Origin of the sequence: Kineococcus gurbantunggutensis (genome assembly GCF_050871925.1) — a bacterium.
Classification (GTDB): Bacteria; Actinomycetota; Actinomycetes; order Actinomycetales; family Kineococcaceae; genus Kineococcus.
Genome location: NZ_JBJLSG010000014.1, coordinates 23385 through 46559 on the forward strand (window position 1 = coordinate 23385; position 23175 = coordinate 46559).

The 23175-nt window shown below is 73.2% G+C and carries 26 protein-coding genes, 1 pseudogene and 1 other annotated feature; of the genes and pseudogenes, 16 read left to right on the plus strand and 11 right to left on the minus strand.

The features are described from left to right. Positions 1-92: 92 nt before the first annotated feature. Together ACRYR7_RS04245 and ACRYR7_RS04250 are read right to left on the minus strand one after the other, a co-directional pair. Positions 93-230: an SDR family oxidoreductase gene (locus tag ACRYR7_RS04245; RefSeq protein WP_432570820.1), complete on the minus strand. Its 138-nt coding sequence runs from the start codon at positions 228-230 to the stop codon at positions 93-95. Positions 231-276: 46 nt separating this feature from the next. Beyond that, positions 277-1635: pseudogene (locus tag ACRYR7_RS04250) on the minus strand (IS3 family transposase). Beyond that, positions 1220-1333: a sequence feature (AL1L pseudoknot), on the minus strand. It overlaps the preceding pseudogene by 114 nt. An 87-nt stretch (positions 1636-1722) precedes the next feature. Here ACRYR7_RS04250 and ACRYR7_RS04255 point away from each other — a divergent pair. Continuing rightward, positions 1723-2055, plus strand: a complete 333-nt coding sequence (locus tag ACRYR7_RS04255) for a VOC family protein (protein ID WP_432570857.1) — start codon at positions 1723-1725, stop codon at positions 2053-2055. A gap of 263 nt (positions 2056-2318) precedes the next feature. Then, positions 2319-2633: a hypothetical protein gene (locus ACRYR7_RS04260; RefSeq protein WP_432570821.1), complete on the plus strand. Its 315-nt coding sequence runs from the start codon at positions 2319-2321 to the stop codon at positions 2631-2633. 61 nt (positions 2634-2694) lie between these two features. Here ACRYR7_RS04260 and ACRYR7_RS04265 read toward each other — a convergent pair whose 3' ends face one another. Next, positions 2695-3315, minus strand: a complete 621-nt coding sequence (locus ACRYR7_RS04265; RefSeq protein WP_432570822.1) for a TetR/AcrR family transcriptional regulator — start codon at positions 3313-3315, stop codon at positions 2695-2697. Positions 3316-3400: 85 nt separating this feature from the next. On the opposite strand from ACRYR7_RS04265, the gene ACRYR7_RS04270 reads away from it, so the two are divergent. Together ACRYR7_RS04270 and ACRYR7_RS04275 are read left to right on the plus strand one after the other, a co-directional pair. Beyond that, a complete protein-coding gene (locus ACRYR7_RS04270) occupies positions 3401-4216 on the plus strand; it encodes an SDR family oxidoreductase (protein ID WP_432570823.1) in 816 nt (271 codons plus the stop codon). After that, positions 4209-4772: a hypothetical protein gene (locus tag ACRYR7_RS04275; RefSeq protein WP_432570824.1), complete on the plus strand. Its 564-nt coding sequence runs from the start codon at positions 4209-4211 to the stop codon at positions 4770-4772. The genes ACRYR7_RS04270 and ACRYR7_RS04275 overlap by 8 nt, the downstream gene beginning before the upstream one ends. Positions 4773-4965: 193 nt before the next feature. Here ACRYR7_RS04275 and ACRYR7_RS04280 read toward each other — a convergent pair whose 3' ends face one another. Then, a complete protein-coding gene (locus ACRYR7_RS04280; RefSeq protein ID WP_432570825.1) occupies positions 4966-5724 on the minus strand; it encodes an SDR family oxidoreductase in 759 nt (252 codons plus the stop codon). 161 nt (positions 5725-5885) lie between these two features. Between ACRYR7_RS04280 and ACRYR7_RS04285 the strand changes: the two genes are divergently transcribed. After that, positions 5886-6815 carry a helix-turn-helix domain-containing protein gene (locus tag ACRYR7_RS04285; protein ID WP_432570826.1) on the plus strand — a complete coding sequence of 310 codons (930 nt, stop codon included), beginning with the start codon at positions 5886-5888 and terminating at the stop codon, positions 6813-6815. Between the two features lie 317 nt (positions 6816-7132). Here ACRYR7_RS04285 and ACRYR7_RS04290 read toward each other — a convergent pair whose 3' ends face one another. After that, positions 7133-7987: a helix-turn-helix domain-containing protein gene (locus ACRYR7_RS04290; RefSeq protein ID WP_432570827.1), complete on the minus strand. Its 855-nt coding sequence runs from the start codon at positions 7985-7987 to the stop codon at positions 7133-7135. 238 nt (positions 7988-8225) lie between these two features. On the opposite strand from ACRYR7_RS04290, the gene ACRYR7_RS04295 reads away from it, so the two are divergent. Further along, on the plus strand, positions 8226-8987 hold the full coding sequence (locus ACRYR7_RS04295; RefSeq protein ID WP_432570828.1) for a helix-turn-helix domain-containing protein: 762 nt from the start codon (positions 8226-8228) through the stop codon (positions 8985-8987). A gap of 334 nt (positions 8988-9321) precedes the next feature. Here ACRYR7_RS04295 and ACRYR7_RS04300 read toward each other — a convergent pair whose 3' ends face one another. Continuing rightward, positions 9322-10257, minus strand: a complete 936-nt coding sequence (locus tag ACRYR7_RS04300; protein ID WP_432570829.1) for an alpha/beta hydrolase family protein — start codon at positions 10255-10257, stop codon at positions 9322-9324. Positions 10258-10352: 95 nt separating this feature from the next. Here ACRYR7_RS04300 and ACRYR7_RS04305 point away from each other — a divergent pair, with 95 nt between their 5' ends. Beyond that, positions 10353-10940, plus strand: coding sequence for a TetR/AcrR family transcriptional regulator (locus tag ACRYR7_RS04305; protein ID WP_432570830.1), 588 nt, complete (start codon positions 10353-10355; stop codon positions 10938-10940). A 207-nt stretch (positions 10941-11147) separates the two neighbouring features. Then, positions 11148-11516: a hypothetical protein gene (locus ACRYR7_RS04310; protein ID WP_432570831.1), complete on the plus strand. Its 369-nt coding sequence runs from the start codon at positions 11148-11150 to the stop codon at positions 11514-11516. A 125-nt stretch (positions 11517-11641) separates the two neighbouring features. On the opposite strand, the gene ACRYR7_RS04315 is transcribed toward ACRYR7_RS04310, so the two are convergent. Next, a complete protein-coding gene (locus tag ACRYR7_RS04315; RefSeq protein WP_432570832.1) occupies positions 11642-12604 on the minus strand; it encodes an NADP-dependent oxidoreductase in 963 nt (320 codons plus the stop codon). Positions 12605-13124: 520 nt separating this feature from the next. On the opposite strand from ACRYR7_RS04315, the gene ACRYR7_RS04320 reads away from it, so the two are divergent. The 3 genes from ACRYR7_RS04320 to ACRYR7_RS04330 all read left to right on the plus strand — a co-directional run bounded on the left by ACRYR7_RS04320 (position 13125) and on the right by ACRYR7_RS04330 (position 15507). Further along, positions 13125-14114 carry an NADP-dependent oxidoreductase gene (locus ACRYR7_RS04320; protein ID WP_432570833.1) on the plus strand — a complete coding sequence of 330 codons (990 nt, stop codon included), beginning with the start codon at positions 13125-13127 and terminating at the stop codon, positions 14112-14114. Positions 14115-14232: 118 nt separating this feature from the next. Then, entirely contained in the window at positions 14233-15174 is a 942-nt protein-coding gene (locus tag ACRYR7_RS04325; RefSeq protein WP_432570834.1) for an NmrA/HSCARG family protein, read from the plus strand. A 66-nt stretch (positions 15175-15240) separates the two neighbouring features. Beyond that, positions 15241-15507, plus strand: a complete 267-nt coding sequence (locus ACRYR7_RS04330) for a hypothetical protein (RefSeq protein WP_432570835.1) — start codon at positions 15241-15243, stop codon at positions 15505-15507. A 17-nt stretch (positions 15508-15524) separates the two neighbouring features. Here the strand turns inward: ACRYR7_RS04330 and ACRYR7_RS04335 are convergent, their stop codons facing one another. Beyond that, positions 15525-15794 (minus strand): hypothetical protein, encoded by a 270-nt coding sequence (locus ACRYR7_RS04335; RefSeq protein ID WP_432570836.1) that lies wholly within the window; start codon positions 15792-15794, stop codon positions 15525-15527. Between the two features lie 103 nt (positions 15795-15897). Here ACRYR7_RS04335 and ACRYR7_RS04340 point away from each other — a divergent pair, with 103 nt between their 5' ends. After that, a complete protein-coding gene (locus ACRYR7_RS04340) occupies positions 15898-16932 on the plus strand; it encodes a zinc-binding dehydrogenase (protein WP_432570837.1) in 1035 nt (344 codons plus the stop codon). A gap of 221 nt (positions 16933-17153) precedes the next feature. Here ACRYR7_RS04340 and ACRYR7_RS04345 read toward each other — a convergent pair whose 3' ends face one another. Further along, on the minus strand, positions 17154-18152 hold the full coding sequence (locus ACRYR7_RS04345; RefSeq protein WP_432570838.1) for an AraC family transcriptional regulator: 999 nt from the start codon (positions 18150-18152) through the stop codon (positions 17154-17156). A 91-nt stretch (positions 18153-18243) separates the two neighbouring features. Between ACRYR7_RS04345 and ACRYR7_RS04350 the strand changes: the two genes are divergently transcribed. After that, positions 18244-18972 carry an SDR family NAD(P)-dependent oxidoreductase gene (locus ACRYR7_RS04350; protein ID WP_432570839.1) on the plus strand — a complete coding sequence of 243 codons (729 nt, stop codon included), beginning with the start codon at positions 18244-18246 and terminating at the stop codon, positions 18970-18972. A gap of 62 nt (positions 18973-19034) precedes the next feature. Here ACRYR7_RS04350 and ACRYR7_RS04355 read toward each other — a convergent pair whose 3' ends face one another. Further along, positions 19035-19535 (minus strand): nitroreductase family deazaflavin-dependent oxidoreductase, encoded by a 501-nt coding sequence (locus tag ACRYR7_RS04355; RefSeq protein WP_432570840.1) that lies wholly within the window; start codon positions 19533-19535, stop codon positions 19035-19037. 88 nt (positions 19536-19623) lie between these two features. On the opposite strand from ACRYR7_RS04355, the gene ACRYR7_RS04360 reads away from it, so the two are divergent. Further along, positions 19624-20301, plus strand: a complete 678-nt coding sequence (locus ACRYR7_RS04360) for a TetR/AcrR family transcriptional regulator (RefSeq protein WP_432570841.1) — start codon at positions 19624-19626, stop codon at positions 20299-20301. A 217-nt stretch (positions 20302-20518) separates the two neighbouring features. Here ACRYR7_RS04360 and ACRYR7_RS04365 read toward each other — a convergent pair whose 3' ends face one another. Continuing rightward, entirely contained in the window at positions 20519-21316 is a 798-nt protein-coding gene (locus ACRYR7_RS04365) for a DeoR/GlpR family DNA-binding transcription regulator (RefSeq protein ID WP_432570842.1), read from the minus strand. Positions 21317-21396: 80 nt separating this feature from the next. Here ACRYR7_RS04365 and ACRYR7_RS04370 point away from each other — a divergent pair, with 80 nt between their 5' ends. Continuing rightward, entirely contained in the window at positions 21397-22629 is a 1233-nt protein-coding gene (locus ACRYR7_RS04370; RefSeq protein ID WP_432570843.1) for an MFS transporter, read from the plus strand. 11 nt (positions 22630-22640) lie between these two features. After that, positions 22641-23057 carry an NUDIX hydrolase gene (locus ACRYR7_RS04375; protein ID WP_432570844.1) on the plus strand — a complete coding sequence of 139 codons (417 nt, stop codon included), beginning with the start codon at positions 22641-22643 and terminating at the stop codon, positions 23055-23057. Positions 23058-23175 lie beyond the last annotated feature (118 nt).

Genomic DNA, 23175 nt, shown 5'->3' on the forward strand with positions numbered 1-23175 from the left:
GCGGGCGTCGCTACCGACTGCGATCGCCCCCGGGCCGCGGGATGATCGCGAAGCCGCCAGGGGGCTTCGTGCGCAGACCACAGCACTGATGGTCAGCGGGACGACCAGCCGCCGTCGGAGGCGATGGTCTGTCCGGTGACCCAGTCCGCGTCGTTGCTGAGCAGCCAGCCGACGAGGCGAGCAGTGTCGGTGGGGGTGCTCCAGCGCCCGCCGGGGTTCGCCTCGGCCACCGCGGCGTGTCAAGGCCCGGGTTCGGTAGAGGGCGTCAAGCAACGCTCAGCCGGTGATCATCATGGGGTGGTCGGCGAAGCGGGCTTCGTACTCAGCAGGCGGGACCATGCCGAGCTCGCCGTGCAGGTGGCGGTGGTTGTACCAGTCGACGTTCCCCCACTTCGTGGGAGGTGCCCCCATCCGCCACCGCGATCTCCACGTCGTCGATGCCTCACCAGGGACCCTCGCGACCGGGCAGGTGGGGGTTGCGGATGCACTCGGCCTTGAAGAGGGAGTTGAACGCCTCCGCCATCGCGTTATCGTAGGAATCACCGGTGGATCCCACCGAGGCGACCGCGCCTTCGGCTGCCAGACGCTCGCCGTAGCGAACCGCGACGCACTGAACTCCTTTGTCGCTGTGGTGCGTCAACCCCCTCAGGTCCACACCCTCACGCCGGCGGGCCCAGAACGCCATCTGCAGCGCATCCAGAGCCAGCTCGGTGCGCAGGTGGGTGGCGACCTGCCAACCCACCACGCGTCGGGTGCAGACATCGGTGACGAACGCGGCGTACACCCACCCCGAACACGTGCGGATGTGCGTGGGGGCACCTCCCAGCGCCCGCGCTGGGGGAATGTCGGCGACCCAGAGGCGGTCCGGGCGTTCGGCGCGGAACCGGCGCTGCACCAGGTCCGGCCGGTGATCGGGCGGAGCCGGAACCGTTGTCCGCGGAGGCTTGCCGCTGCGGCGCAGCCCGTGCAGCCCAGCTGAGCGCATCAACCTCTCCACGGTGCACCGCGCGATGCGGGTCGGCTCCTCGCCTGGATCAGCGCGCTGTGCGCGGCGGTGGTTGATCGCGGCGTGCAGCTTCCTGGACCCGTACACGCGCAGGTTCTCGGCTGGGGGTACCACCCGCGTGCGGGGGAGCACCTCGTCGATCTCGACCAGGGCGGCTCGGTCGCTGATCGCACGGGCCGAGGGAGGACGACAGCGGGCGGCGTAGTAGGTGCTGGGGGCGATCTGCAGCTCACGGCAGATCGGCTCGACTCCCAGCTCCTGCTTGTTGCTGTCGATGAACTCGACGCTCAGCGCGATGGGCGGTCGAGCTCCGCCGCGAAGAAAGCCGACGCGCGACGCAAGATTTCGTTGGCTCGACGAAGCTCACGCACCTCCTTCTCCAGCTCTGCCAGCCGCTGCGCGTCGGACGTCGTGGTGCCGGGCCGGTCGCCGGATGGGGGTACCTCCCGCGTGCGGGGTACGACCTCGGCCTGGGCGACGCAGTTGCGCAGGGTCTCGGCGTTGATGCCGAGCTGGCCGGCGACCCGCTTGACCGCGCCGGTCCTGGTCGCCGGGTCGCGGCGGGCCTCGAGTGCCAGGCGGATCGCGCGCTCACGCAGCTCGTCGGGATACTTCCTGGGCGCAGCCATGGAGACCATCATCCTCTCGGAGGCGCCGGTTGCAGGTCTCCATCAAACCCGGGCCTTGACAAGGTCATCGGGCAGGACCCGGGCGCGCTGCGCAGCTACTACGGGCAGCTGTTCGGGTGGGTCTTCGAGACCTGCCAGCCGGTGGCGGTGGAGGTCTGCGCCGGTGACGAGTACGGCTTCACCGATCCCGGGCGCACCCCGCAGGGCACGGGTGTGCCCGGGGGCGTGGGCGGTGGGACCGGGTACGAGCCGCGGGCGTTGTTCTACGTGGGTGTGCCCGATGTGGCCGAGGCGCTGGAGCGGGCAGAGACCACGGGGTGGCAGCGGGTGATGGGCCCGGTCACGGCGCCCTCGGGTCTGGTGGTAGCGCACTTCCGCGACCCGGCGGGCAACCTGGTCGGCCTGGCGCAGTCGAGCTGATGCCGTCACCGGTGCCGGTGCTGTGACCGGCACCGCCTGGCAGCCGGGCTGGTCAGAACCGGCTGCCAGGTGGTGCGCTGGTGGCACCGCACCTGCAGCGTGAGGCCCGGGGCGGGAGGGGACTCGTCCCGGGCCTCAGCTCAGGTCACTGTCCCGTCAGCGAGCCCGGCGCGCAGCCGGATCGATCAAGACGGCAGGACCTGTGCAGAGCGCGCCCTCTCCACGGGTCGGCGCGGGGCCTTCGCTGGTGCCGGGGCACCGGGGTGCTGCACCGTCCGTGGCCCTGCGTCTGCGGGCGCTCCTCGCTGACGCGCGGCGCTGCGCGGGTGGAGCTGGAGGCCGAGCCGGCTGCTGCGCGGGTGAGGCTGTCGTCGAGCTCGGCGGGCACCGAGCTGGTCGAGCTGGGGCTTGCCTCGGTGCGCTCGCTGGTCGTGGAGAGGAAGGCCGGGCGGGAGCTGCTGGGCGTGCTCTTCGACGAACGGCTGCTGCTGGACGGCGTGTGGCTGCGGACCACGTCTGCTCTGTCGCTCACCCGGCGAGCCGGTGTTTCCGGGTCGACGCGCCCCGGGGCGCCGTGACCACGACGTCGGTCAGCGGTCGAGGCGGTTTCGTGGTGCCGGTGCCGACGGGTGCTGCCGGCTACTGCTCGCCGTAGCGGGCCAGGGTGGTCAGCACGGCTTCCTCCACCGCTTGGGCCACCGCAGCGGGCTCGGGGTCCCAGTCGAGCAGGAACATCCTGGGCCACAGCACGAAGGTCGAGATCATGCCCAGCAGTTGGGTGGCCGCCACCGTCGCATCCGGGACATCGAGCGAGCCGGCGTCCGCGGCGGCTGCGAAGTAGCCGCGCACCTCCTCGAAGAACGGCAGCTTGCCCAGGTCGAACTGTCGGCGCCCCAGCTCCGGGGACGAGGGCGCCTCGGCGATGACCAGGCGGAAGAGCCCGACCGTGGCCGGCCGGCCGATCACCTCGGCGTACGCGGTGCCCAGGGCGCGCAGTCCGGCCTCCGGATCGGTGGGGTCGAGCTGCGCGGTCGACAGCGCCTGTGGTGTCCACGCCTGCTCGACGATCGCGTCGAACAGGGCGTCCTTGGTCGCGAACTGCTTGAACAAGGTGGCCCTGGAGACCTGGGCCGCGGTGGCGATCTGCGCCAGGGAGGTGCGGGCGAAGCCCCGGGTGCCGAAGAGCGCGGCGGCGGCGGCCAGGATCGCGGCCCGCTTGTCCGCGGCGACCCGCTGGTGGAAGGAGGACGCGCCGGGCACGGAGCGACGATATCCGATGGTGAGCCGCTTGACTCACCGCACGGGGCGAGCCATCCTCCATGAGGTGAGTTGGTCCACTCACCTCATGGAGGGGAATGCCATGGACAAGCGGTTCAGCGAGGACGTCGTCCTCATCACCGGAGCCACCGGCGGCATGGGCTCCTCCCACGCCCGCGGCTACCACGCCGAGGGAGCCCGCGTCGTGATCGCCGGCCGGCGCGACGACGCCGGGCGGGCCCTGGCCGACGAACTGGGCGAGCGCGCCACGTTCGTCCACCTCGACGTCGCCGACCCCGACGACTGGACGCGGGCGGTCGCGACCGCCGAGGAGGCGTTCGGCCCGGTGAGCGTCCTGGTCAACAACGCCGGGCTGCAGACCCCGCCGGCACCGATCGAGCACACCGACCCGCAGGTCTGGGCGCGGGCGTTCGCGGTCAACACCACCGGCCCCTTCCTGGGGATCCGGGCGGTGAGCCCGTCCCTGCGCCGCGCGGGCGGGGGGTCCATCGTCAACGTCGTCTCCACGATGGCCAACGTCGGCACCGCGCTCTTCGCGCCGTACACCGCCGCCAAGTGGGCCGTGCGGGGCCTGACCCGCACCGCCGCGCTGGAGCTGGGCCGTGACGGCATCCGGGTGAACTCGGTGCACCCCGGCGTGGTCTCCACCCCGTTCGTCCACGACCCCGTGCCCGGGTCCGACGTCGTGATCGCGCAGGTCTACTCGCCCGACGCCTTCGCCGTGCCGCGCCTGGCCCAGCCGCGTGAGGTCACCGACATGCTGCTGTGGCTGACCTCGTCGCAGGCGGGTTTCGTCACCGGTGCGGAGTTCGTCGTCGACGGGGGCCTGCTGCTGGGCCCGGCGTTGCCCGCGGAGACGACCGCACAGGCGGTCGATGCCTGAGCCCTGGCCCGGCCCACGGTTCGGTCCCCGATCCGATCCTCGACCGGACCGCGAGGCCATCAGGGCGGCCCTGTCCATCGACCTGAGCACGAGCGGCGCCCGCTCCGGGCGCGCGCACCGGATCGAGATCCGGTTCTACCGCGCCGGCGACGAGCCGTGCCTGACCACGGCCCCGGCCCGGCGCGACTGGTACGCCAACGTCCTGGGGCGCCCCAGGATCGTCGTGCACCTCGAGCACGGTCTGCGTGCCGACCTGCCGGCCACCGGCGTTCCCATCGCCGATCCGGCCCCGCGTGAGCGGGTGCTGCGTCAGATCGTCGAGGAGCTGCGGCACCCGGACGACCGCGGCGGCGTGCAGGGCGTCGTCGGGGAGGTCGACGACTGGATCGCCGGGAGTCCGCTGGTGCACATCGACCTGGACGACCGATCGCTGCTGCCCGGCGACCGGCAGGAAGCATTGTTACCGCCAGTACGGTTCACCACCCGGTGGTGCGACTGGCGAGTCCCGTCGCGAGGTCGACAACGACACGACGTCGGGAGGTCGACAACGACATGACGCGTCACGTCAGGACGTCGGCGGCCGGTCGGGATCACCACCGCAGCGTGGGCTGCGCGACAGCTCGGTGGGGCCGTCCGTGGTGACGGGCAGCACCACGCTCCCTCGAGGCCGGGAGCCCCCCCCCGCCGCCGTCTTGGTTGCCTCGTCTGCAGCGTGTAGCGGCGTTTGGTGGTGAGCGGTGCTGTGGCGCTCAGCGACCGGCCAGGGTGGTCAGCGACTGCGAGCGCTGCTGCAGGAGGTCTGCGTAGGTGCCGTCGCGTTCGGCCCACCGCAGTCGCTGCGCGGCCTGGACCACGACCTCGTCCGGGGTGGGGTCGGCGGTGAGGAGGTCGATCACCTCGTCGAGGAACCCCTCCAGCGGCAAGGCCGCAGGGTTGACCTTCTCCTGCCCAGCGGTGGCGACTGCGGGAGGGATCAGCTCGGTCACCTCGATGCCGGTGCCAGCCAGGTGCGCCCGCAGGGCTTCGGTGTACGCGTGGACCCCGGCCTTGCTCGCGCCGTAGGTCGCCATCGGCGGGAACGGCATGAACGCGATGCCGGAGGTCACCGTGACGACGTTCCCGCTCCCGCGGGCGATCAGGTGCGGGGTGAACGCGTCGATCACCCGGATGGTCCCGAGCAGGTTGACCGCGATGGTGGTCTCGGCTTGGGCGAAGTGAGCCGGATCGCGCAGATCCTCCATCAGCATGACGCCTGACATGGTCACCACCACGTCGAGGTCGTGGTGCACGGCGAGGACCTCGTCGCGGGCGCGCAGGACGCTGTCGGCGTCGGTGACGTCGATCTGGACAGCCCCGATGCCCTGAGGAGTGACGAGATCGGGAACCTTGCCGGGGTCGCGGCCGGCGACGACGACGGTGCTGCCGGCCTGGGCGAAGCGCTGCGCCAGGCCCAGACCGATGCCGGAGGTGCCGCCGACGATGAGGACGGTGCGTCCGCTGATGTCCATGACTGGTCCTTCTCCGCTGTGTTGGTGCGTCGGGTCTTGATGAGCATCGGTCGTGCGGGGACCGGCGGGGAGGGCTCCGCGGATCCGGGGAGTGGCAGGACCCCCTCTACGGGCCGGTACCGGCGGTAGCGTCGCTCTCATGACGGCGGGGGGCAGACGAGGTGAGTGAGGCCGCGGGCGAGACGAACCGGCTGGGGGAGTACCTGCGCGCCCGGCGCGCCTTGGTCACTCCGCAGCAGGCGGGTCTGCCCGCCGGCGCCCGGCGCCGGGTGCCGGGGCTGCGTCGTGAGGAGGTGGCCCTGCTGGCGGGGGTGAGCGCGGACTACTACCTGCGCCTGGAACGCGGTCGGGACCGCAACCCCTCACCGCAGGTGCTGGGCGCGTTGGCGCGGGTCCTGCACCTGGACGAGGTGGAGACGCAGTACCTGCGCGACCTCGCCCAGCCCCACCTGCGCAGCGGCCCTCGCGCCCGTTCCTCTCGCCGACGGGCGGAACGGGTCCCCGCCCGTCTACACTATCTGCTGGCCGCCGTCGAGGTCCCGGCCTTCGTGGAGGGTCGTGCCTTCGACGTGCTCGCCTCCAACCCGCTGGCCCTGGCGTTCTCCCCGCGGCTGCGAGTGGGGGAGAACCGACTGCGCTCGCTGTTCCTGGACCCCGCTGAACGCGACTTCCACCGCGACTGGGAGGCGGCGACCGCGGAATTCGTCGGCGCCTTCCGCCACTCGATCGGCGTTGCTGGTGCCACCGCGACCATCGACGCGGCGATCGGGCCCGTAGCCGACGGCGCCCAGGACGCGAGCGGCGCTGCCCACGATGCCCGCATCGTGGAGCTGGTTGGTGAGCTGTCGCTGGCCAGTGGGCGCTTTCGGGCGTTGTGGGACCGCCACGACGTGCGCCGCCTGCAGGGCGGCACGACCGTCGTCGACCACCCTGTCGTGGGGGAGCTGCGGCTGCACCGCGACAAGCTGCCGGTGGAAGGGGTCCTGCTCGTCGTGTATTACCCCGATACCGGCAGTGACAGCGCCGAGAAGCTGCAGCTGCTGGCCTCCCTGGCAGGGACGAACCCTGACGAGGCGCCACTCCAGCCGTAGCAGGTCGGGCTCGCGCGCATCGATGGCCCTCGAGGAGCCAGTGGTGCAGACGGGGACGGTCCAGGTGCTGGAGCAGATGACGTGGGCGTCCGTTGCTCAAGCAGACCGTGGGCTGGACGCGGCCGAGGATCCGCACTCCCGAGTCCGCCGACCGCTGGACGTGGCTCGTTCTGGCCGCCACCGGTCAACGCCCCGCTGCGACGTCGGCAAGACCACTCGCCGACCGCTGACATCGCCCATCCAGCTGTGACCGAGGTTGAACGACGAGCTGAATCCACGGTCCTGCTGACGTCGTCGAAGGTCGCGGGTCCGCACGCCTAGCTCGGGCCTGACCGGCTCACCTTCAGGATCGCAGGCGCGCCGGCGGCGCTGACGACCTCGGCCAGTCGGGCCTCGTCGTGCGAGCCGGGTGCGGCGGTCAGCATGACGGCCGCCAGGTCGTCGCCGGGGATGGCGATCATGTTCCCGGCGAGTGTGACGGAGTCGCCGTCGGAGCGTACGAAGGTGGCGCTGCTCTCGTAAGCCTGCACCGGACGCGGGGCGCGCCACAACGCGTCGAACAGCCGGCTGCGGCTGCGCATCTCCTCCACCAGCTCGGCCAGCGACGCGTCGTCGGGGTAGCGCAGGAGGGAGCTCCTCAGCTGGGTCACGAGGACGGCCTCGTGGTCGGTCGCGTCGGCCGCACTCTGCTGGAAGGCTTCGAAGGGGCTGCAGAAGGTGCGCCAGGCGACGTTCCACTCCCAGCGCTCCCCGGTGAGGCTCCAGTGGTCCAGGGCCAGGAAGGCGTTGTTGGTCGCGAGGAGGTTCATCGCCGCGTCGGTGACGATCATCGGGGTGTCCGCGAAGCGCTCCAGCAGGCGCATCGCCCCCGGGCCCAGCTGCTGGGGCACCTGCCCGTCGGCGGCGGCGTACCCGGCCAGTGCGCACAGCCGCTCGTAGTCGCCCCGCCCGACCCGCAGCGCCCGGGCGATGGCCTTGACCACCCCGGCCGAGGGGTGGCTGCGCCCCTGCTCGAGCCGGCGGACGTAGTCCGCCGACATCCCCGACAGCTCTGCGAGCTCCTCGCGGCGCAACCCGCGCACCCGGCGCCCGCCGGCCGGCAGCCCGACGGCCTCCGGTCGCGTGCTCTCGCGCAGCTGACGCACTGCTGCGCCGAATTCCAGACCCTCCACAGCGCAAGCGTGCCCCAGCGAGGAGGTGCTCGGTGGCGGCCTGCCCGTTCAGTGGGCAGGCCGCCCTGGGAACTGTGATCGCAGGTGGTCGCCTCGTCCTGGGCGTGCGGTGGTCCGTGCAGCGCACTTGGACGTCATCGGGTGCTTCGGCGACACTGCGCTGAGCAGAGCCGAGGGCGCTCAGCACAGCCAGGGGGCCCGGAGCCCACTGGCAGGTGGCGGCGGAGGACGGGGTGCGGTGGTCGGTGTTGAGGGGGCGCGGCCTGGCGGTGACCAGCAGGCTCTGGCGCTGTCTGCGGTCCTCGCCGGATCCGGTGATCACGTCGGGGGGCAGGGCGGGGCGGGAGGCCAGCGTTCGGTGCTCCAGGGAGCCTTCGCCGTGTTGCGGGCCCTGCCGGATGCGCGAGGTGAGCACCAGGTGCGTGACCTGGCGGCAGCCACCGGCGTACCGCGTGCGACGGTGCATCGACTGCTGGGGCAGCTGCGGGCGGTGGGGGCGGTGGAGCGCGTGGGCGATCAGTGGGGCTTGGCCCCGGACCTGCTCAGCCTCACCCGGCGCATCGAGCCGGCCGCGGGACTGCGCCGCACGGCCCAGGAGCCGATGCGGGCACTGCGCGAGCAGACCGGCGCCACCGTGGCTCTGGTGGTGGCCAGCGAAGGGAGCCACGTGGCCCTCGACGTCGTCAACGGACGCGAGCGGCTGCCGGTGGACATCTTCGCCGGGCGCCACCTGCCCGCCGAGGCCGCCGCCGCACTGGTGCTGCGACCCGGCGCCGCCTGCGCGCGGGTGGACCAGGTGCGACACGCAGCGATGGACCGGCAGGACATCATCGAGGGCCTGCACTGCTACGCCACCGCGGTGTTCCTCGCCGACGGTCACCGCGTGGCGTTGCAGATCTCCACGACCGCGCGCCACGACCCGTTGGAGTTCGCCGCCGTCACCCACGTCGCGGCTGAGCGGATCACCGCTGCGCTGCGGAGGGAACCGCGCCTTCAGTGATCGATGACCACGGTGGAGAGCGCTCGCGCACCTTCCAGCCGACGCCGTGGTTCTGATCTCGCCTGCCTCGGGTCTCAGCGTCTGGCGCGAACCTGTGCCTGAGGAGCTGATCGCGGCCCAGTCGTGATCAGAGGTCACCGCCGACCCTCCCGCGCCACCTGCTGGTCGGGGAGAGCCCCTTGCGGTGTGCAGCGCTGCCGTCTGGGCCTGGCCGCTCCTCGTGAGCGGTCCTGCCCGTCGTCTGCTCAACCCGATCACGCGCGGGGTGCACCGAGGTGCTTCGGGACGGGAGGCGACGGGATGGGGGACGGGAAGGGGTCGGCCCGGGGTCGACTCACTTGCTCTCGATGCTGAAGGCGCCGGAGCTGGCTGCGGCCTTCTCCTGCAACTCCTGCCAGGCGGTGGCCTCACCGCTGAGGGCGTCGAGCAGGTAGGCGGCCACGGCGTCGGCGACGAGAGCCACGCGCTCGGGGTCCTCATCGCTGGTCTCGGCCACGGCTTCGCCGGCGATGCCGCCCAGGGTGTGCTCGCCGTCGGCGATGGTGAGCAACCGCTTGGGGGCGGGGCTGAGGTGGTAGGCGTCGGTGAACCAGTCCGGTCCGCGGGTGGACATCGCCGAGTCGTCCTTGCCGCCGGTGACGATCAGGGCGGGGGTTCTCATGGTGGAGTAGCCCGGACGCATGAAGGGCAGGTGCTCCAGCGCGAACGGCGTCAGGCTCTCGCCGGTGCCGGTGGTGGCGATGAGCGCGCCGGCCCTCACCGACGAGTGGGTGAAGTCCTCACCCGGGGTGCCCCCGGCGTCCAGGACGCGGGCTCCGAGCAGAGCGCCGGTCGTTTGTCCTCCCCAGGAGTGCCCGACGACGGCGACGCGGCCGGCGTCCACGCGGGCGGGCAGGCCGGGGACCTGCTCGAGGATGTCGCCGAGGTGGTCCAGGACGGCGTGCAGGTCGGCGATGCGCACCCGCCAGATGCCGGGGAAGCGGGGGTCGTCGAAGCCGATGCCGTTGCGGCGGGAGTCCAGGTGGGTGGGCTGGACGACGACGAAACCGGCGGTGGCCCAGCGGTCCACGAGGGGCTCGTAGCCGTCCATGGACCAGGCGTTGCCGTGGGAGAAGACGATGACGGGCAGGTCGATGCCGTCGGCGGGCGCGGTGACCTTCACCTGCAGGTCGATCCCGCGCTCGATGCCGCGGTCGACGCCGCGGCCGGTGGTGGGCACGGTGATGGGCTTGACCGCGACGAGCCGGCGGTCGGGGGCGCTGGTGAGCACGAGGGGTCCTCCGGGTGGACGGCTCTGCCAGAATCGGCGGAGCATCGTTCCACCAACTTTAGCGGAACACTGTTCCGCGAACAAGGGAGGCCGTGGTGACCCCCACGACCGGAGTGCGCCGGGCCGGTGCGCAGCGCAGCCGCGAGGCGCTGCTGACCGCGGCGGCGGCGGCGTTCGTCGACCTCGGGGTGCAGGCGCCGGTGCGGGACATCGCCGAGCGAGCCGGGGTCGGGGTGGGCACGCTCTACCGCCACTTCCCCACCCGCGCGGACCTGGTCGGCGCCGTCTACCGCCACCAGGTCCGCGAGTGCACCGATCTCGCGGCGGCGCTGCGCGAGCAGCCCATCCCGGCGTTCGAGGCGCTGCAGCGGTGGACGGCGGCCTTCGTGGACTTCCTGGTCACCAAGCACGGCCTCGGCGAAGCCCTGCTCTCGGAGGACCCTTCCCTGGCGAACCTGCACGCGCTCGTCCTCGACGAACTGGTCCCGGCCTGCGCGTCCCTGCTCGTGGCCGGCCAGCAGGCCGGTGAGGTGGACCCGGACGTCAGCGCGTCCACGCTGCTGCGCGCGGTGGGGAACCTGTCCATCCCCGGGCCCGGCTACGGCCGCGACGAGGCCCGGCAGATGGTCACCCGCCTGCTGGCCGGGTGCCGCACCACGACCCCCTCGGTGCCGAAGGGGTGATAGAGGAACCCCACAGGGATGAGCGGCATCGATCCGCCGAGAGGATGACCGATCACCGGCGACGGTCCATGGTCGAGACGCGAGTGGATCCCCTCGGACACCCCCTCACCACGAGCAGCAGGCCCGGTCCGCACCACCCTCGCCCCGGACGGCTCCGGCACCCGAGCCGCGTTGCGGGCCGCCCGGCCCACGAGCCGCCTGGTCGCTGTGCTGGCCCGGGTCTTCTCCCCGGTGCTGGCCCAGGTCGATTTGCACGGCTTCCTGGACCTGGCCCAGCGCCGGGCCCAGCTGGCCGGCCGCTGCATCTCCGTCCTGCACAGCGGGGAGCGGATGCGGAGCGGTCGTCCTGGGCGGCTGCTGGCCACGTTGGAACCCGAACCGGCATCGGCTCGGACCTCCCCCCTGGAGGTGTTCGACTGGCTGGCGGCCAGCAGTGACGTCATCTTCGGTGACACCCGGGCGGATGCTGACGACGAAACGGGCAACGCCCCCGAGGGCGACCTCGCTGGGGGAGCCGACCTCGCTCCTGGACCAGGCGCCGTGGGATCGGCTGCCCGCTCCGGCCTGACCGGGTAGGGGTTGCCTCACGCCGCCGCCCTCTCCTGGAGGAGGACCCGCAGAGTTCCTCACGGTCCGCGGCTGGTGCACCCGTGCGGACCAGGCCGCCTCCCGGCTCCCTGGGCCTTCTGCGGTGTCGGGCGTCAGGCCAACTCGGGCAGGACGATGACCTTGCCCGGGATGCGTCCAGCGGCTGCTTCGGCGTGCAGGGCGGGCAGCTCGCTCAGCGCGATGCGGCGGGTCACCTCGACCTGGAGCGCTCCCGCGTCGACGAGGGAGACCAGCTCGGCCAGGCGCTCGCGGTGGGGCAGGACGAAGACGGTCGCGGCACTGACGCCGCGGGCCTCGTCGCCGGGGGTGGCCATGAAGGCGGTGGTGCTGACGACCTTGCCGCCGTCGCGGACCGCTGCGACCAGCTGGGTGAACTGCTCGGGGTCGATGGGGGCGAGGTTGAGCAGCACGTCGACCTGATCCTCGACGGCGCCCAGCACGTCGGTGCTGGTGTGGTCGATGATCTCATCGGCGCCGGCAGCGCGCACGGCTTCGGCGCTGCGGGGGCTGGCGGTGGCCACGACGTGCACGCCGGCGCGCTTGGCCAGGGCGGTGGCGTACTTGCCGACCACGCCCCCGGCCCCGTTGATGAGGATCCGCTGCCCGGCGGTGAGCTTGCCGTCGTCGAAGAGGGCCTGCCAGGCGGTCAGGGCCACCGAGGGCAGGGCGGCGGCGTCGGGCAGCGGGATGGCGGTGGGGGCGGGGACCAGGGCGTCGGCGGGGGCGAGGACGTACTGGGCGGCGCCACCGTCGCGCTCCATGGGCAGGAAGCCGATGACGGCGTCGCCGACCTGCAGGCTGGGCCCGCCCTCGCCGGTGCTCTCGTTCACGCCGTCGCCGAGGGCGTCGACGGTGCCGGAGACGTCGTAGCCGGGCACGTGCGGCAGCTGGATGGGGATGGGGAGGAAGCCGGCGCGCATGCCGTTGTCGGCGGCGTTGAACGCGGAGGCGGCCACCCGCACGCGGACCTGACCGGGTCCGGGGGTGGGGATGTCGATGTCTTCGTACCGCAGGACTTCGGGGCCGCCGGTCTCGTGGAAGCGCACTGCCTTCATCGCTGAGCCTGCTCTCGTGAGGTGTTGAGGCGTGAGTGGGGATGGCGCGGACCCGGGGGTGACCGTGGATCCGGTGCCGTCAACGACAGTGGCAGCTTCCGGAGCGCTCAGCCTGGGCCGGATTGGCCCACCCTCGGTCGGTGTGGTCAAGGCCAACGCACGGGTCTCGCAGCGGGGGCGGGGCGGCGGGGACGGGGCGGCGACGAACGGCTCAGCGCGCTCGCTGTCCGAGCGCCCGCCACCGGACGGGTCCCCCCGACCCGAACCCGGGCTGCGGCACGGCTGCCGGCCACCCGTGCGAGGCCTGCGGGAGCAGCGCGACGACCACTCGATCCGACGGGGGTTCCGTCACCCCCCGTCGGTGCCCTCATCACGGTGCCCGGTGACGAGCTGACGGCGGTCGTCAAGGTGGGCCAACCCGGCCCAGGCTGGATGCTCCAGCACCTGCGACGTTGGGTGACGTCTCCCGGACCGCGAACCGCGTCCGCGCAGCAGGTCACTCACGAGGGCAGGTCCAACGATGAAGGCAGTGCGCTTCCACGACTTCGGTGGACCCGCCGTCCTGCGCTACGAGGACGTGGAACGACCCACCCCCGGCGCCGGTCAGGTCCGGATCCGGGTGGCTGCCACTTCCTTCAACGGCATCGACGCCGCCCTTCGCAGCGGCCGCCTGCAGGGTTCGATCCCCCTCCGGCTGCCGCACACCCCCGGCCCCGACGTCACCGGCACTGTCGACGCGCTCGGTGCGGGAGTCGATGGCGACGAGAACGAGCTGGCCGTCGGCGACGCCGTCATCGCCCTCCTGCCCATGGACCACGACGGCGGCGCCGCGGAGTACGCGATCGCTCCGGCGCAGGCCTTGACCGGCATCCCGAGGAACGTTCCGCTGGCCGACGCCGCAGCCCTACCGCTGGTCGGTCTCACCGCCTGGCAGGCGCTGTTCGACCACGGTCGGCTGACCGCCGGACAGCGTGTACTGATCAACGGTGCCGGGGGGACGCTCGGCGGGTACGCCGTTCAGCTGGCCGAGGAGGCCCGCGCTCACGTCATCGCCACGGCCGGCCCCCGCGACGCGGGGTGGGTCGGCGCCGTGGGCGCCGACGAAGTGATCGGTCACGCCACCGAGGCGACGGCGGCGATGAGCGAGCCCGTGGACCTCGTCGTCAACCTCGCCTCGGCCACCTCGCAGCAGTTGGCTGCGTTGCTTCCCCTGGTCCGCGACGGGGGTCGCCTCGTCAATGCCGCGGTCCACACCGCGGTCGACACCGCTGCCGACCGGGAGGGGTGGATGCCGGCGCCCTGCGACGAGCCGCGCGGTGTGCACGGCATCGACGTGTTCGTGCGCAGCGACGCCGACCAGCTCGCGGACCTGGTGGCCCGGGTGTGCACCGGCGAGCTCCTGCTGGACGTCACGCACCGGGTCGCCCTGGCCGACCTGCCCGCGCTGCACTCCAGGGCCGACGCCGGGACGCTGCCGGGCAAGGTCGTCGTCGTGGCCCACCCGACCTGACCTGCTCTCGAGAACAGCTGGTCGCATCCGTCCTCTTCGCAGCCCTCGACGTTCATCCCCACGACGTCCACCCCAGCCCTCTCGATCACCCTGCACTCACCTCGACTGGAGCAACAGCATGTCTTCTCAGCAGCTCATCACCGTCCTCGGCGCCACCGGGACCCAGGGTGGAGCGGTCGCGCGCGCTCTGCTGTCCGACGGGACGTTCGCCGTGCGCGCGCTCACCCGCAACGCCGGCTCGCCGAAGGCCAAGGCCCTGGCCGAACTCGGCGCCGACGTGGTCGAAGCCGGCCTGGAGGACCAGGACAGCCTGCGCGCAGCCTTCGACGGGGCGCACGGCGCGTACCTGGTCACCCCCTTCTGGGAGCACCGCTCACCCGAGCGTGAACTGAGCGAGGTGCGCAACCTCATCGGCGCCGCCCAGGGCGCGCAGGTGCAGCACGTGATCTGGTCGACGCTGGAGGACACCCGGGACGTCATCCGCCCCGATGACGAGCGGATGCCGTTCATCGGCGAGGGCTACCGGGTGCCGCACTTCGACGTGAAGGGCGGAGCAGCCGACGCCCTGTTCGCCGCCTCCGGCCTGCCGACCACCTACCTGCTCATGTCGTTCTACTGGGACCAGCTGCTCGCTGACCTGGCCCCCCAGCGCGACGACGACGGCACCCTGGCCCTGCACCTGCCCGTCGGTGACGCTCCCGTCGCCGGCATCGCCTCCGACGACATCGGCCGCATCGTCCTGAACGTCCTGCGCCGGCCCACCGACACCATCGACGCCACCGTCCCGGCCGTCAGCGACACCCTGACCGGTGAGCAGATGGCCGACGCCTTCAGCACGGCGCTCGGTGAGCCCGTCGCCTACCGCCCCCTCACCCCCGCGCAGTTCCGCGGCTTCGGCTTCCCCGGTGCTGAAGAGCTGGGGAACATGTTCCAGTACTACGCCGAGTTCCCGCAGAGCTACAGCGGTCGCCGCGACCTGCAGTCCGCGCGCGTGTACAACCCCGACTGGTCCAGCCTGGGCGACTTCCTCACCGCCCACCGCGACCGGCTGACCCGCTGAACGTCATCCTTCGCACCACCCGGGACCGCGGAGCACGACGCGACGACGTCCGCCTACCAGTTGGCGGTGCCGCTCGAGCCCTCGGCCGCGTTCACGGCGCACGCGGTCCACGACGTGGCCCGCGCCGTCGACACCGCGCGCCGGCTCGGGCTGCCGTTGCAGGTGCACACCACCGGACACGCCGCCGGTCGCGCCGCCGCCTCGCCCGGATCCCTGCTGCTGCGCCCGCTCATCGACGCGCCGGTGTCCACCGACCCCGGCACCCGCACCGCCCGGGTACCGGCGGGCAAGACCTGGGGGACGTCCTGCCGGCCGCACTCGCGCACGGGTTGACCGCCCTGCACGGTTCCTCACCCACCGTCGGGGTGATCGGCTACCTGCTGGGTGGTGGCACCAGCTTCTACGGCCGCCGCTTCGGTCTGGCCGCCAACCACGTGCGGTCGCTGACGACGGTGCTGGCCGACGGCCAGGTCGTGGCGACCAGTGCCACCCAGCGTCCGGAACTCCTCCGGGCCGTGCGTGGCGGTGGCCGCGCGCCGGTGCAGCTCGGCGAGGTGGTGAACGGCCTCGATGCACCGCACCACCTGACCGCGGACAGCGACCTGGTTCCAGTCGGTCACGTGGTCTTGGTCAGTCACGCGGTCCTGGCCGGTCCTGCACCCCCTCGCACGAAGTGCTCGAGGAACGATCGGGTGCCTGAGAAGTCGACCCTGAGGAGGGATCGTGGCTGTTTCCAGCGGTCGTGCTGTCGTCGCTCGCCGACGAGGAGGGCCTGAGCGCCTCGTCCTCGCCGATCGTGAGTTCGCCGACCCGGCGCCGGGTGGTGTTCGCGTAGCCGTTCAGGTGGCGGGTGTGGCCTACGGCGACGTCCTGCTGAGGGAAGGGCTGGTGCCCCGGACCCGTTTCCCGGTCACACCCGGGTACGACGCCGTGGGCGTTGTCGAGGCGGTCGGGGAGGGCGTCACCGAGCTGGCCCGGGGCCAGCGGGTGCTGCTGCGCACTCCCGGGTCCGGTGGGTACGCCACCCACGTCGAGGTCTCCCAGGACTTCGCCATCGCCGTGCCGGTCGACCTGGACGCCGCGGGGTTGGTCGCCCTGTCGCTGAACTACGTCTCCGCCTGGCAGATGCTCACCCGCGTGGCGCCGGCTGCGCCGGGCGGCACCGTGCTCGTGCACGGCGCAGCCGGCGGTGTCGGGGGCGCGTTGGTGGAGCTGGCGCGGCTGCGTGGCCTGACCGTGATCGGTACCGCGTCGGCAGCGCGGCTCGAGGCCTTGGCTGCTCGGGGAGCGAGGGCGGTGGACCGTCGAGGGGACTGGGTGCGCGCAGTGCGTGCTGCTGCTCCCGATGGGGTCGACATCGTCTTCGACGGGGTGGGCGGAGCCACTGGCCGTCGATCCTTCTCCCTGCTGGGCGCCGGTGGTCACCTGGTGGTCTACGGCATCACCGGCGGTGTGCAGCGCGGGCGCCGCAGTCCGATCGCCCTGGCCAGCACCGCTGCGGGAACGTTGCGGCAGTCAGCCCTCAGCCTGCTCAGCAAGGGACTGGGCATCGACGGTTACCTGTCCGCCTCCTACGTGCCCGCGTACCCCGACCGCTTCCGCCAAGACCTCACCGAGCTCGTAGCCCTGCTGGCCCGCCAGGCCATCTCGCCGAGCATCGCGGCACGACTGCCCCTGGCCCAGGCGGCAGAAGCCCACCGTCTCCTCGCGGGCGGGGTGAGCGGGAAGATCGTCCTTGACGTCGAAGAACATCGTTGACCGGATCGACAGCACCCGCAGTGTGGCGGCCGCCGCCTGCCGGTGCGGGCGGGCGGGCCGGAACGGAGCCCGCCCGCAGTTGCGCGATCTTCAAGATCTTCCCGGGGCGTCGGCTGAGGGTGCTCGACCCGGAACGGAACCCCCGTCACGGTGACTGAGGCTTCCTCGTGCTGGTGGGGAGACGGGCGCCGGACGCCTGCGAGCAGGCCATGAGCGCGCGTCTACGCTGGTTGGTGATCGGGCGCGGGGGTCGTCAGGCCGGTGGTCGTCTCCGAGGCCTGCGCCGCTTCCCGCGCCTGTGTGCGGTACCGGCCCGGGGTCTGGCCGTGGGCGCGGGTGAAGGCCCGCGTGAAGGCGGGCGCGGAGGTGTAACCCACGTGCGCGGCGATCGCCTCCACCGGTTCCCGACCTCGCCGCAGTCGCACCGCGGCCAGGTCCATGCGCCACGTCGTCAGGTAGGCCGCGGGGGTCTGGCCGATGACCGCCGGGAACCGTCGCGCCAGCGTCGCCCGCGACACCGAGGCCGCCGTGGCCAGGGACGCCGTGGTCCAGGCTCGGGAGGGGTCCGCGTGCAGCTGTTCGAGGGCTGCGCCCACCACCGGGTCCTGAGTCATCGCCAGCCAGGTCCCCCGGCACGCGGCTGGGCTCGAGGCCAGCCAGGCGCGCAGCAGCTGCACCAGGACCACGTCGATGAGGCTGTTGAGCACCGCGGTGGACGCGATCTGCGGGTCCCGCAGCTCGTTGCCGAGCATGCGCACGGTGTCGTCCAGGCCGGTCGCCGCGGTACCGGTGCCCGTGCCGGCTGCGACGTGGACGAGGTCGGGAAGACCCTGCACGACCTGGGTCAGGGCCGTGCGGTCGCAGGTGTAGGCCAGGGTGATGACGTGCGTGGTGGGCGGCGCGGAACCCAACGTCAGCACCTCGCCCGTACGACCGCGGCGGGCCGCTGCCGCGCGGTCGCAGCGTGCGCCGGAGGTGCCGGGGGTGTCACCGAGCGTGTGCGGCACGCCGCTGCCGACCAGGACGACGTCTCCAGCGCCCAGTTCCAGCGCCTGGCGGCCGGGCACCGTCAGCCACGCGCTGCCCGCGGTGACTGCGTGCAGCACGGCCCCACCCGGGTGATCGTCCAGTGCCGTCGCCCACGTGCCGCCGGCGGCGATGCGGTTGCCCAGCGCGCCGCGGACACCGGAGACGCTCAAGACCTCGCTCAAGGGATCCACGGCGCCACCCCACCACGGCGTGAGGCGAACGAGCAAGAAGACGAGCCGATCGAGCATCGATCCGTGCACCGCAGCTCCCTACGGTTGGAGCATGAACCTCCACGGCAGCACCGCACTGGTCACCGGCTCCAACCGCGGCATCGGCCACGCCTTCGCCACCGAGCTCCTGCGCCGCGGCGCCAAGGTCTACGCCACCGCCCGACGTCCCGAACTCGTCGACGTCCCCGGGGCCGAGGTGCTCCGCCTGGACATCACCGACCAGGCCTCGGTGCAGGCGGCCGCCGAGGCCGCCGGCGACGTCGACGTCCTGGTCAACAACGCGGCGTTCACCGCCGGTGGCAACCTGGTGGACGGGGACCTGCGCGCGATCCGCGAGGTGGTCGACTCCAACTTCTACGGGACTCTGGCGATGGTCCGCGCCTTCGCGCCGGTCCTGGCCCGCAACGGTGGCGGCGCGATCCTGAACGTCCTCTCGGTCGCGGCCTGGGCCACCGTGCAGGGCAACACCGCCTACGCCGCGGCCAAGTCCGCGCAGTGGGGCCTGACCAACGGGATCCGGCTGGAGCTGGCCGCCCAGGGCACTCAGGTCACCGCCCTGGTGCCGGGGATGACGGCCACCGAGCCGATGAGGGCCTTCGCGCAGGAGGTCGGACTGGACCTGCCCGAGGGGGCGATGAACGAGCCGGCCGATCTCGTGGACCTGGCGCTGGACGGGCTGGAGGCCGGGGAGGTCGAGGTCCTCGACCGGTACGGCCTGCGGGCCAAGGAGCTCCTCGCCGGCCCGCCGCAGGCCTTCGACCTCGATGGAGCCGTCGGCTGACCACGCCGGTGCGGAGCCCGCCGATCGCCGTGAGCGGCCCCGCCCGTCGTCCCGCGGGGTCCTCAGCGCCCGGCGGGTGCGGCAGTGATCCGGAACACCGGGTGCTTGGGTGCGGCGGCCAGCAGCTCCGCCTCGCTCGCACCGGCGTGGACCCCGTCGAAGAACACGCCGACCTCCCACGCCCAGCGGCGCAGGTACTCCCGCAGCAGCGGCGGCTTGTCGGCGTCGGGCACCTCCACCGCGGTGAAGGCCTGCGAGCGCCGACCCGAGCGCAGCTCCCCGGCGCCCGCGGCCCGCAGGTTGCGCACCCACTGCGTGTCGCCACGGGGGGCCACGAGGTAGCGCACCCCCTCGATCGTGAGGGGGTTGACCGGAGTCGTGCGCCACTGCCCGCTGCTGCGCCCGCGCACGGCGAGCACGCGCGAGCCGGCCAGCGGCAGCCCCAGGCGCGTCGCGGCGGCCACCAGGGGGTTGAGCACGCGCCGGGTGAGCAGGTCCGGGGCGACGTAGCGCGGGACGGCAGTGCGAGCGGTGGTCTTGGAGGAGAGCACTGATCTCGTCATGTGGTCCAGTGTGCGCCGGCCCGCGCACCGTGACAAGAGCAGCGCTCTCGGAAGTGAGCAGCGCTCCAGGCTGTGGGACGATCGGGGCGTGCCTGCCGTCCCGAGCGCCCGTGAGCGCGCCCGTCGCGAGCTCACCGCCGACATCCTGACCGCCGCCCGGCGCCAGCTCGCCACCTCCGGCGCGGCTGCGCTGTCGGTGCGCGCCGTGGCCCGCGAACTGGGCCTGGCCTCCTCCGCCCTCTACCGCTACTTCGCCACGCGCGATGAGCTGCTGACGGCCCTGATCGTCCAGGCCTACGACGACGTCGCCGACGCGGTCGAGGCCGCGGTCGCCCCCCGGCGCGGGCGCTCGCGCCGGGCCCGCTTCACCGGCGGCTGCCGCGCGTTGCGGGCGTGGGCCCTTGAGCACCCGCACGAGTACGCCCTCATCCACGGCTCGCCCGTGCCCGGCTACCGCGGCGACGAGCGCACGACGGCGGCCGGCGCGCGGGCCCCGCTGGCGCTGCTGTCGGTGCTGGAAGGGGTGCAGGCTCCTGCGACCGCCCGGCGCCTGGCACCCCAGCTGGCCGAGGGCGCGGCCCGCGTCGCCGCGGCCGGGGGCCAGGGGGTGCCACCCGTCCTCGTCGTCACCGCCGCCCAGTGCTGGACGGCCCTGCTGGGTCTGGTGAGCAGCGAGCTGTTCGGCCAGCTGGCGAACACCTTCGACCCGGCCGACGCCTTCGCCGACGCCACGATCGAGGCGCTCGCCGACCGCCTGGGGCTCTGAGGCCCACCCCCGCGGGCGCGGGCTCGGGCGCCGTCTCGACGCACGCGCTGCGCGGACGGCTCGGGCTTCACGAGCACGCCCGTCGACACCCGAACCTCGAGCATGCCCGCGAGGTCGAGCACTGCGCTTCCACCCGCTTCAGCCCGTGCATGCCGTGCTTGCCGGGGTGGTGCGTTGACCGCCTGAGCCTGCGGTCCGCACCCCACGGCCGGCGGGGTCAGACCGGTGGCAGGTGGTCGGCCTCCTGTCGTCCAGGGGCGTCGACCACGACGACGGCGGTGGGGTGCTCGCGCCACTGCTCGGCGACGTCGGCGACGTCGGTGACCAGGACGTCGATCGCTGCCGGTGCCAGCACCAGGTGCGTGGAGGTGGTGTTCAGCTTGGTCCGGTCGGCGAGCACGGCGACCTGCCGCGCGCTGCCCGCCATGGCCACCTTCACGGCGGCGTCGCGCGAGTCGACCGAGGTGGCCCCGGCCACGGGGTCCAGCGCGCAGGCGCCCAGGAAGGCCCAGTCGGCCCGGTAGCGCCCCACCGCGGCGACGGCCGCGGGGCCGGCGAGCAAGCGCGAGTGGCGGTCCCACTCCCCGCCGCTGACGTGCACCGCGAGGTCCGGGTCGGCGTCCAGGGTCGTGACCACGTCCAGGGAGTTCGTCACCACCGTCAGCGGGCGGACCTGACGGGCGCTCAGCAGCGCGCGGGCCAGGCTCAGGACGGTGGAGCCGGCGTCCAGCACGATCGTCTGCCCGGGACGCACCAGCTCGGCGGCCGCTGCCCCGATCGCCTGCTTGGCCCCGGCGGCGACGTGCTCGCGCGCGCTCAAGGACATGCGGGCCGGGTCCAGGGCGACGGCTCCGCCGTGGGTCTTCTGCAGGTGCCCGTCGGCGGCCAGGGCGCGCAGGTCGCGGCGGATCGTGTCCTCGGAGACGTCCAGCTCCTGCGCCAGGGCGCTGACCTCCACGCGCCCGTCCCGACGCAGCCGGACCAGCACCTGCTCCCGGCGCTCCTTGGTGAACATGCACGAAGCATCCCACATCGACGTCTCACGTCGCCGAAATGGCCTTGATTGTGCCGAAGTGAGCCGATCTACTGGCGTCCGTGCCTGACCCCTTGGTCCGCGAGGACCCGTACGGCGCCGATCCCGGCTCCGACCCCGCTCCCGACCCCGCTCCCGACCCCACCCCGCCCGCGCCAGTACCGGCACCGGCCGTGCCCCTGCTCGGGACGGCGGTGGTGGGGGTGCTCGGGTTCTTCGTGCTGGGCGCGGTCAGCAGCGCCCTGGGGCCCGCGCTGCCGGCGCTGCGGGCGCGCCACGACCTGGACGCCTCCGGTGCGGCCCTGCTGCTGGTGGCGTTCTCCCTCGGCGCCACCCTCGGGGTGCTGCTGGCCGGGGCGGCGCGGCACCGGGTGCCCGACCGCGCCTCGCTGGCGGCCGGCGCAGCGCTGGTGCTCACGGGCTGCGTGCTGCTGCCCCAGGTGCCCAGCGCCGCCGGTGCGCTCGGGGCCCTGCTGCTGACCGGTGCCGGGTTCGGCGTCGTGGACCTGCTGCTGAACCTGGTGCTGGCCGCAGCGGGGCCCCGCGGCTCGCTGCTCATGGCCGTCAGCGCCGCCTTCGGCCTCGGTGCGGTGGGTGCGCCGCTGCTCATCGGGTGGCGGCCGGAGCACGTGGACCTGCCGTTCTGGGCGTGCGCCGGCGGTGCCCTGCTGCTCAGCGCCCTGCTCCTGCGGCTGCACCTGCCCGCCCTGCGGCATCGTCCGCTCCCCGTTGCGAGGCGGACGGGTCCGGTCGCTGGCCGTGCCGCGGTAGCGCTGCTGGGCGCGGTCCTGCTCGGCTACGTCACCCTCGAGGGCGGGGTGGCCGGCTGGGAGAGCACCCACCTGCGCGCCAGCACCGGTGCCTCACCGTCCCGGGCCGCGGCCGCGGTGGCGTTGTTCTGGGGCGGGCTGACCCTCGGTCGCCTCCTGGCCGCGCCCCTGGTGGCGCGGCTGCACCCGCGCCGCCTGCTGCTGCTGGCCCTGGGGGCGGCAACCCTCAGCCTGCTGGCGGCGGCGCTGCCCGGCGCCGCCGTGCTCGCGTACGCGCTGGCGGGCTTGGCCATCGCGCCGGTCTTCCCCGCGGTCATCGCCTGGCACGCCGCGCACCGCCCGGACGGGGGCGGGGTGCTCGTGCTGTTCGCCGCGGCCCTGGCCGGGCCGGTGCTCACCGCGCCGGTGACCGGTGCCCTGGTCGACGCCCACGGCGCGCAGGCGGTGCCGTGGGTGCTGGCCGCCCTGGCCGCGGGCACCACCGCGCTCGTCCTGGTGACCTGCTTCGTCAAGGCGCTGCGGTGAACGACCCGGCGGTGAGCGCTGCAGGAGAGGGTGCGGGGGTACAGGTCATCCTCCTGGACTCCCGGGAGCGCGTCCTGCTGCAGTTGCGCGACGACGTCGCGGGCATCGCCTACCCGGGCACCTGGTGCCTGCCCGGCGGCCACCTCGAGCACGGCGAGGACCCCGCCGCTGCCGCGGTGCGGGAGCTGTACGAGGAGATGTCCTTGGACATCGCGCCCTGGGCCCTGCACCACGTGGTCTCCGCCCGGCGCGGTTACGGCCTGGAGCACACCTTCTGGACGCACCTGGACGTCGACGCGGCGCGCTTGCCGCTGACCGAGGGGCAGGCCGTGCGCTTCCACACCCTCCAGGAGGTCCGGCGCACGCGACTGGGGTACGAGGACAACACGGTCCTGGAGGAGTTCTTCGCCCGCAGGGGACGGGCGTGAGCGGTGATGCGCCGACACGAACCCACCTCACCACCCACTTCACCAGCCGCCTCAGCTCTCTCGGCGTCCCGGCAGGCCCGCGCTGCCGGGGTGCCGGGGTGCCGGGGTGCCGGGGTGC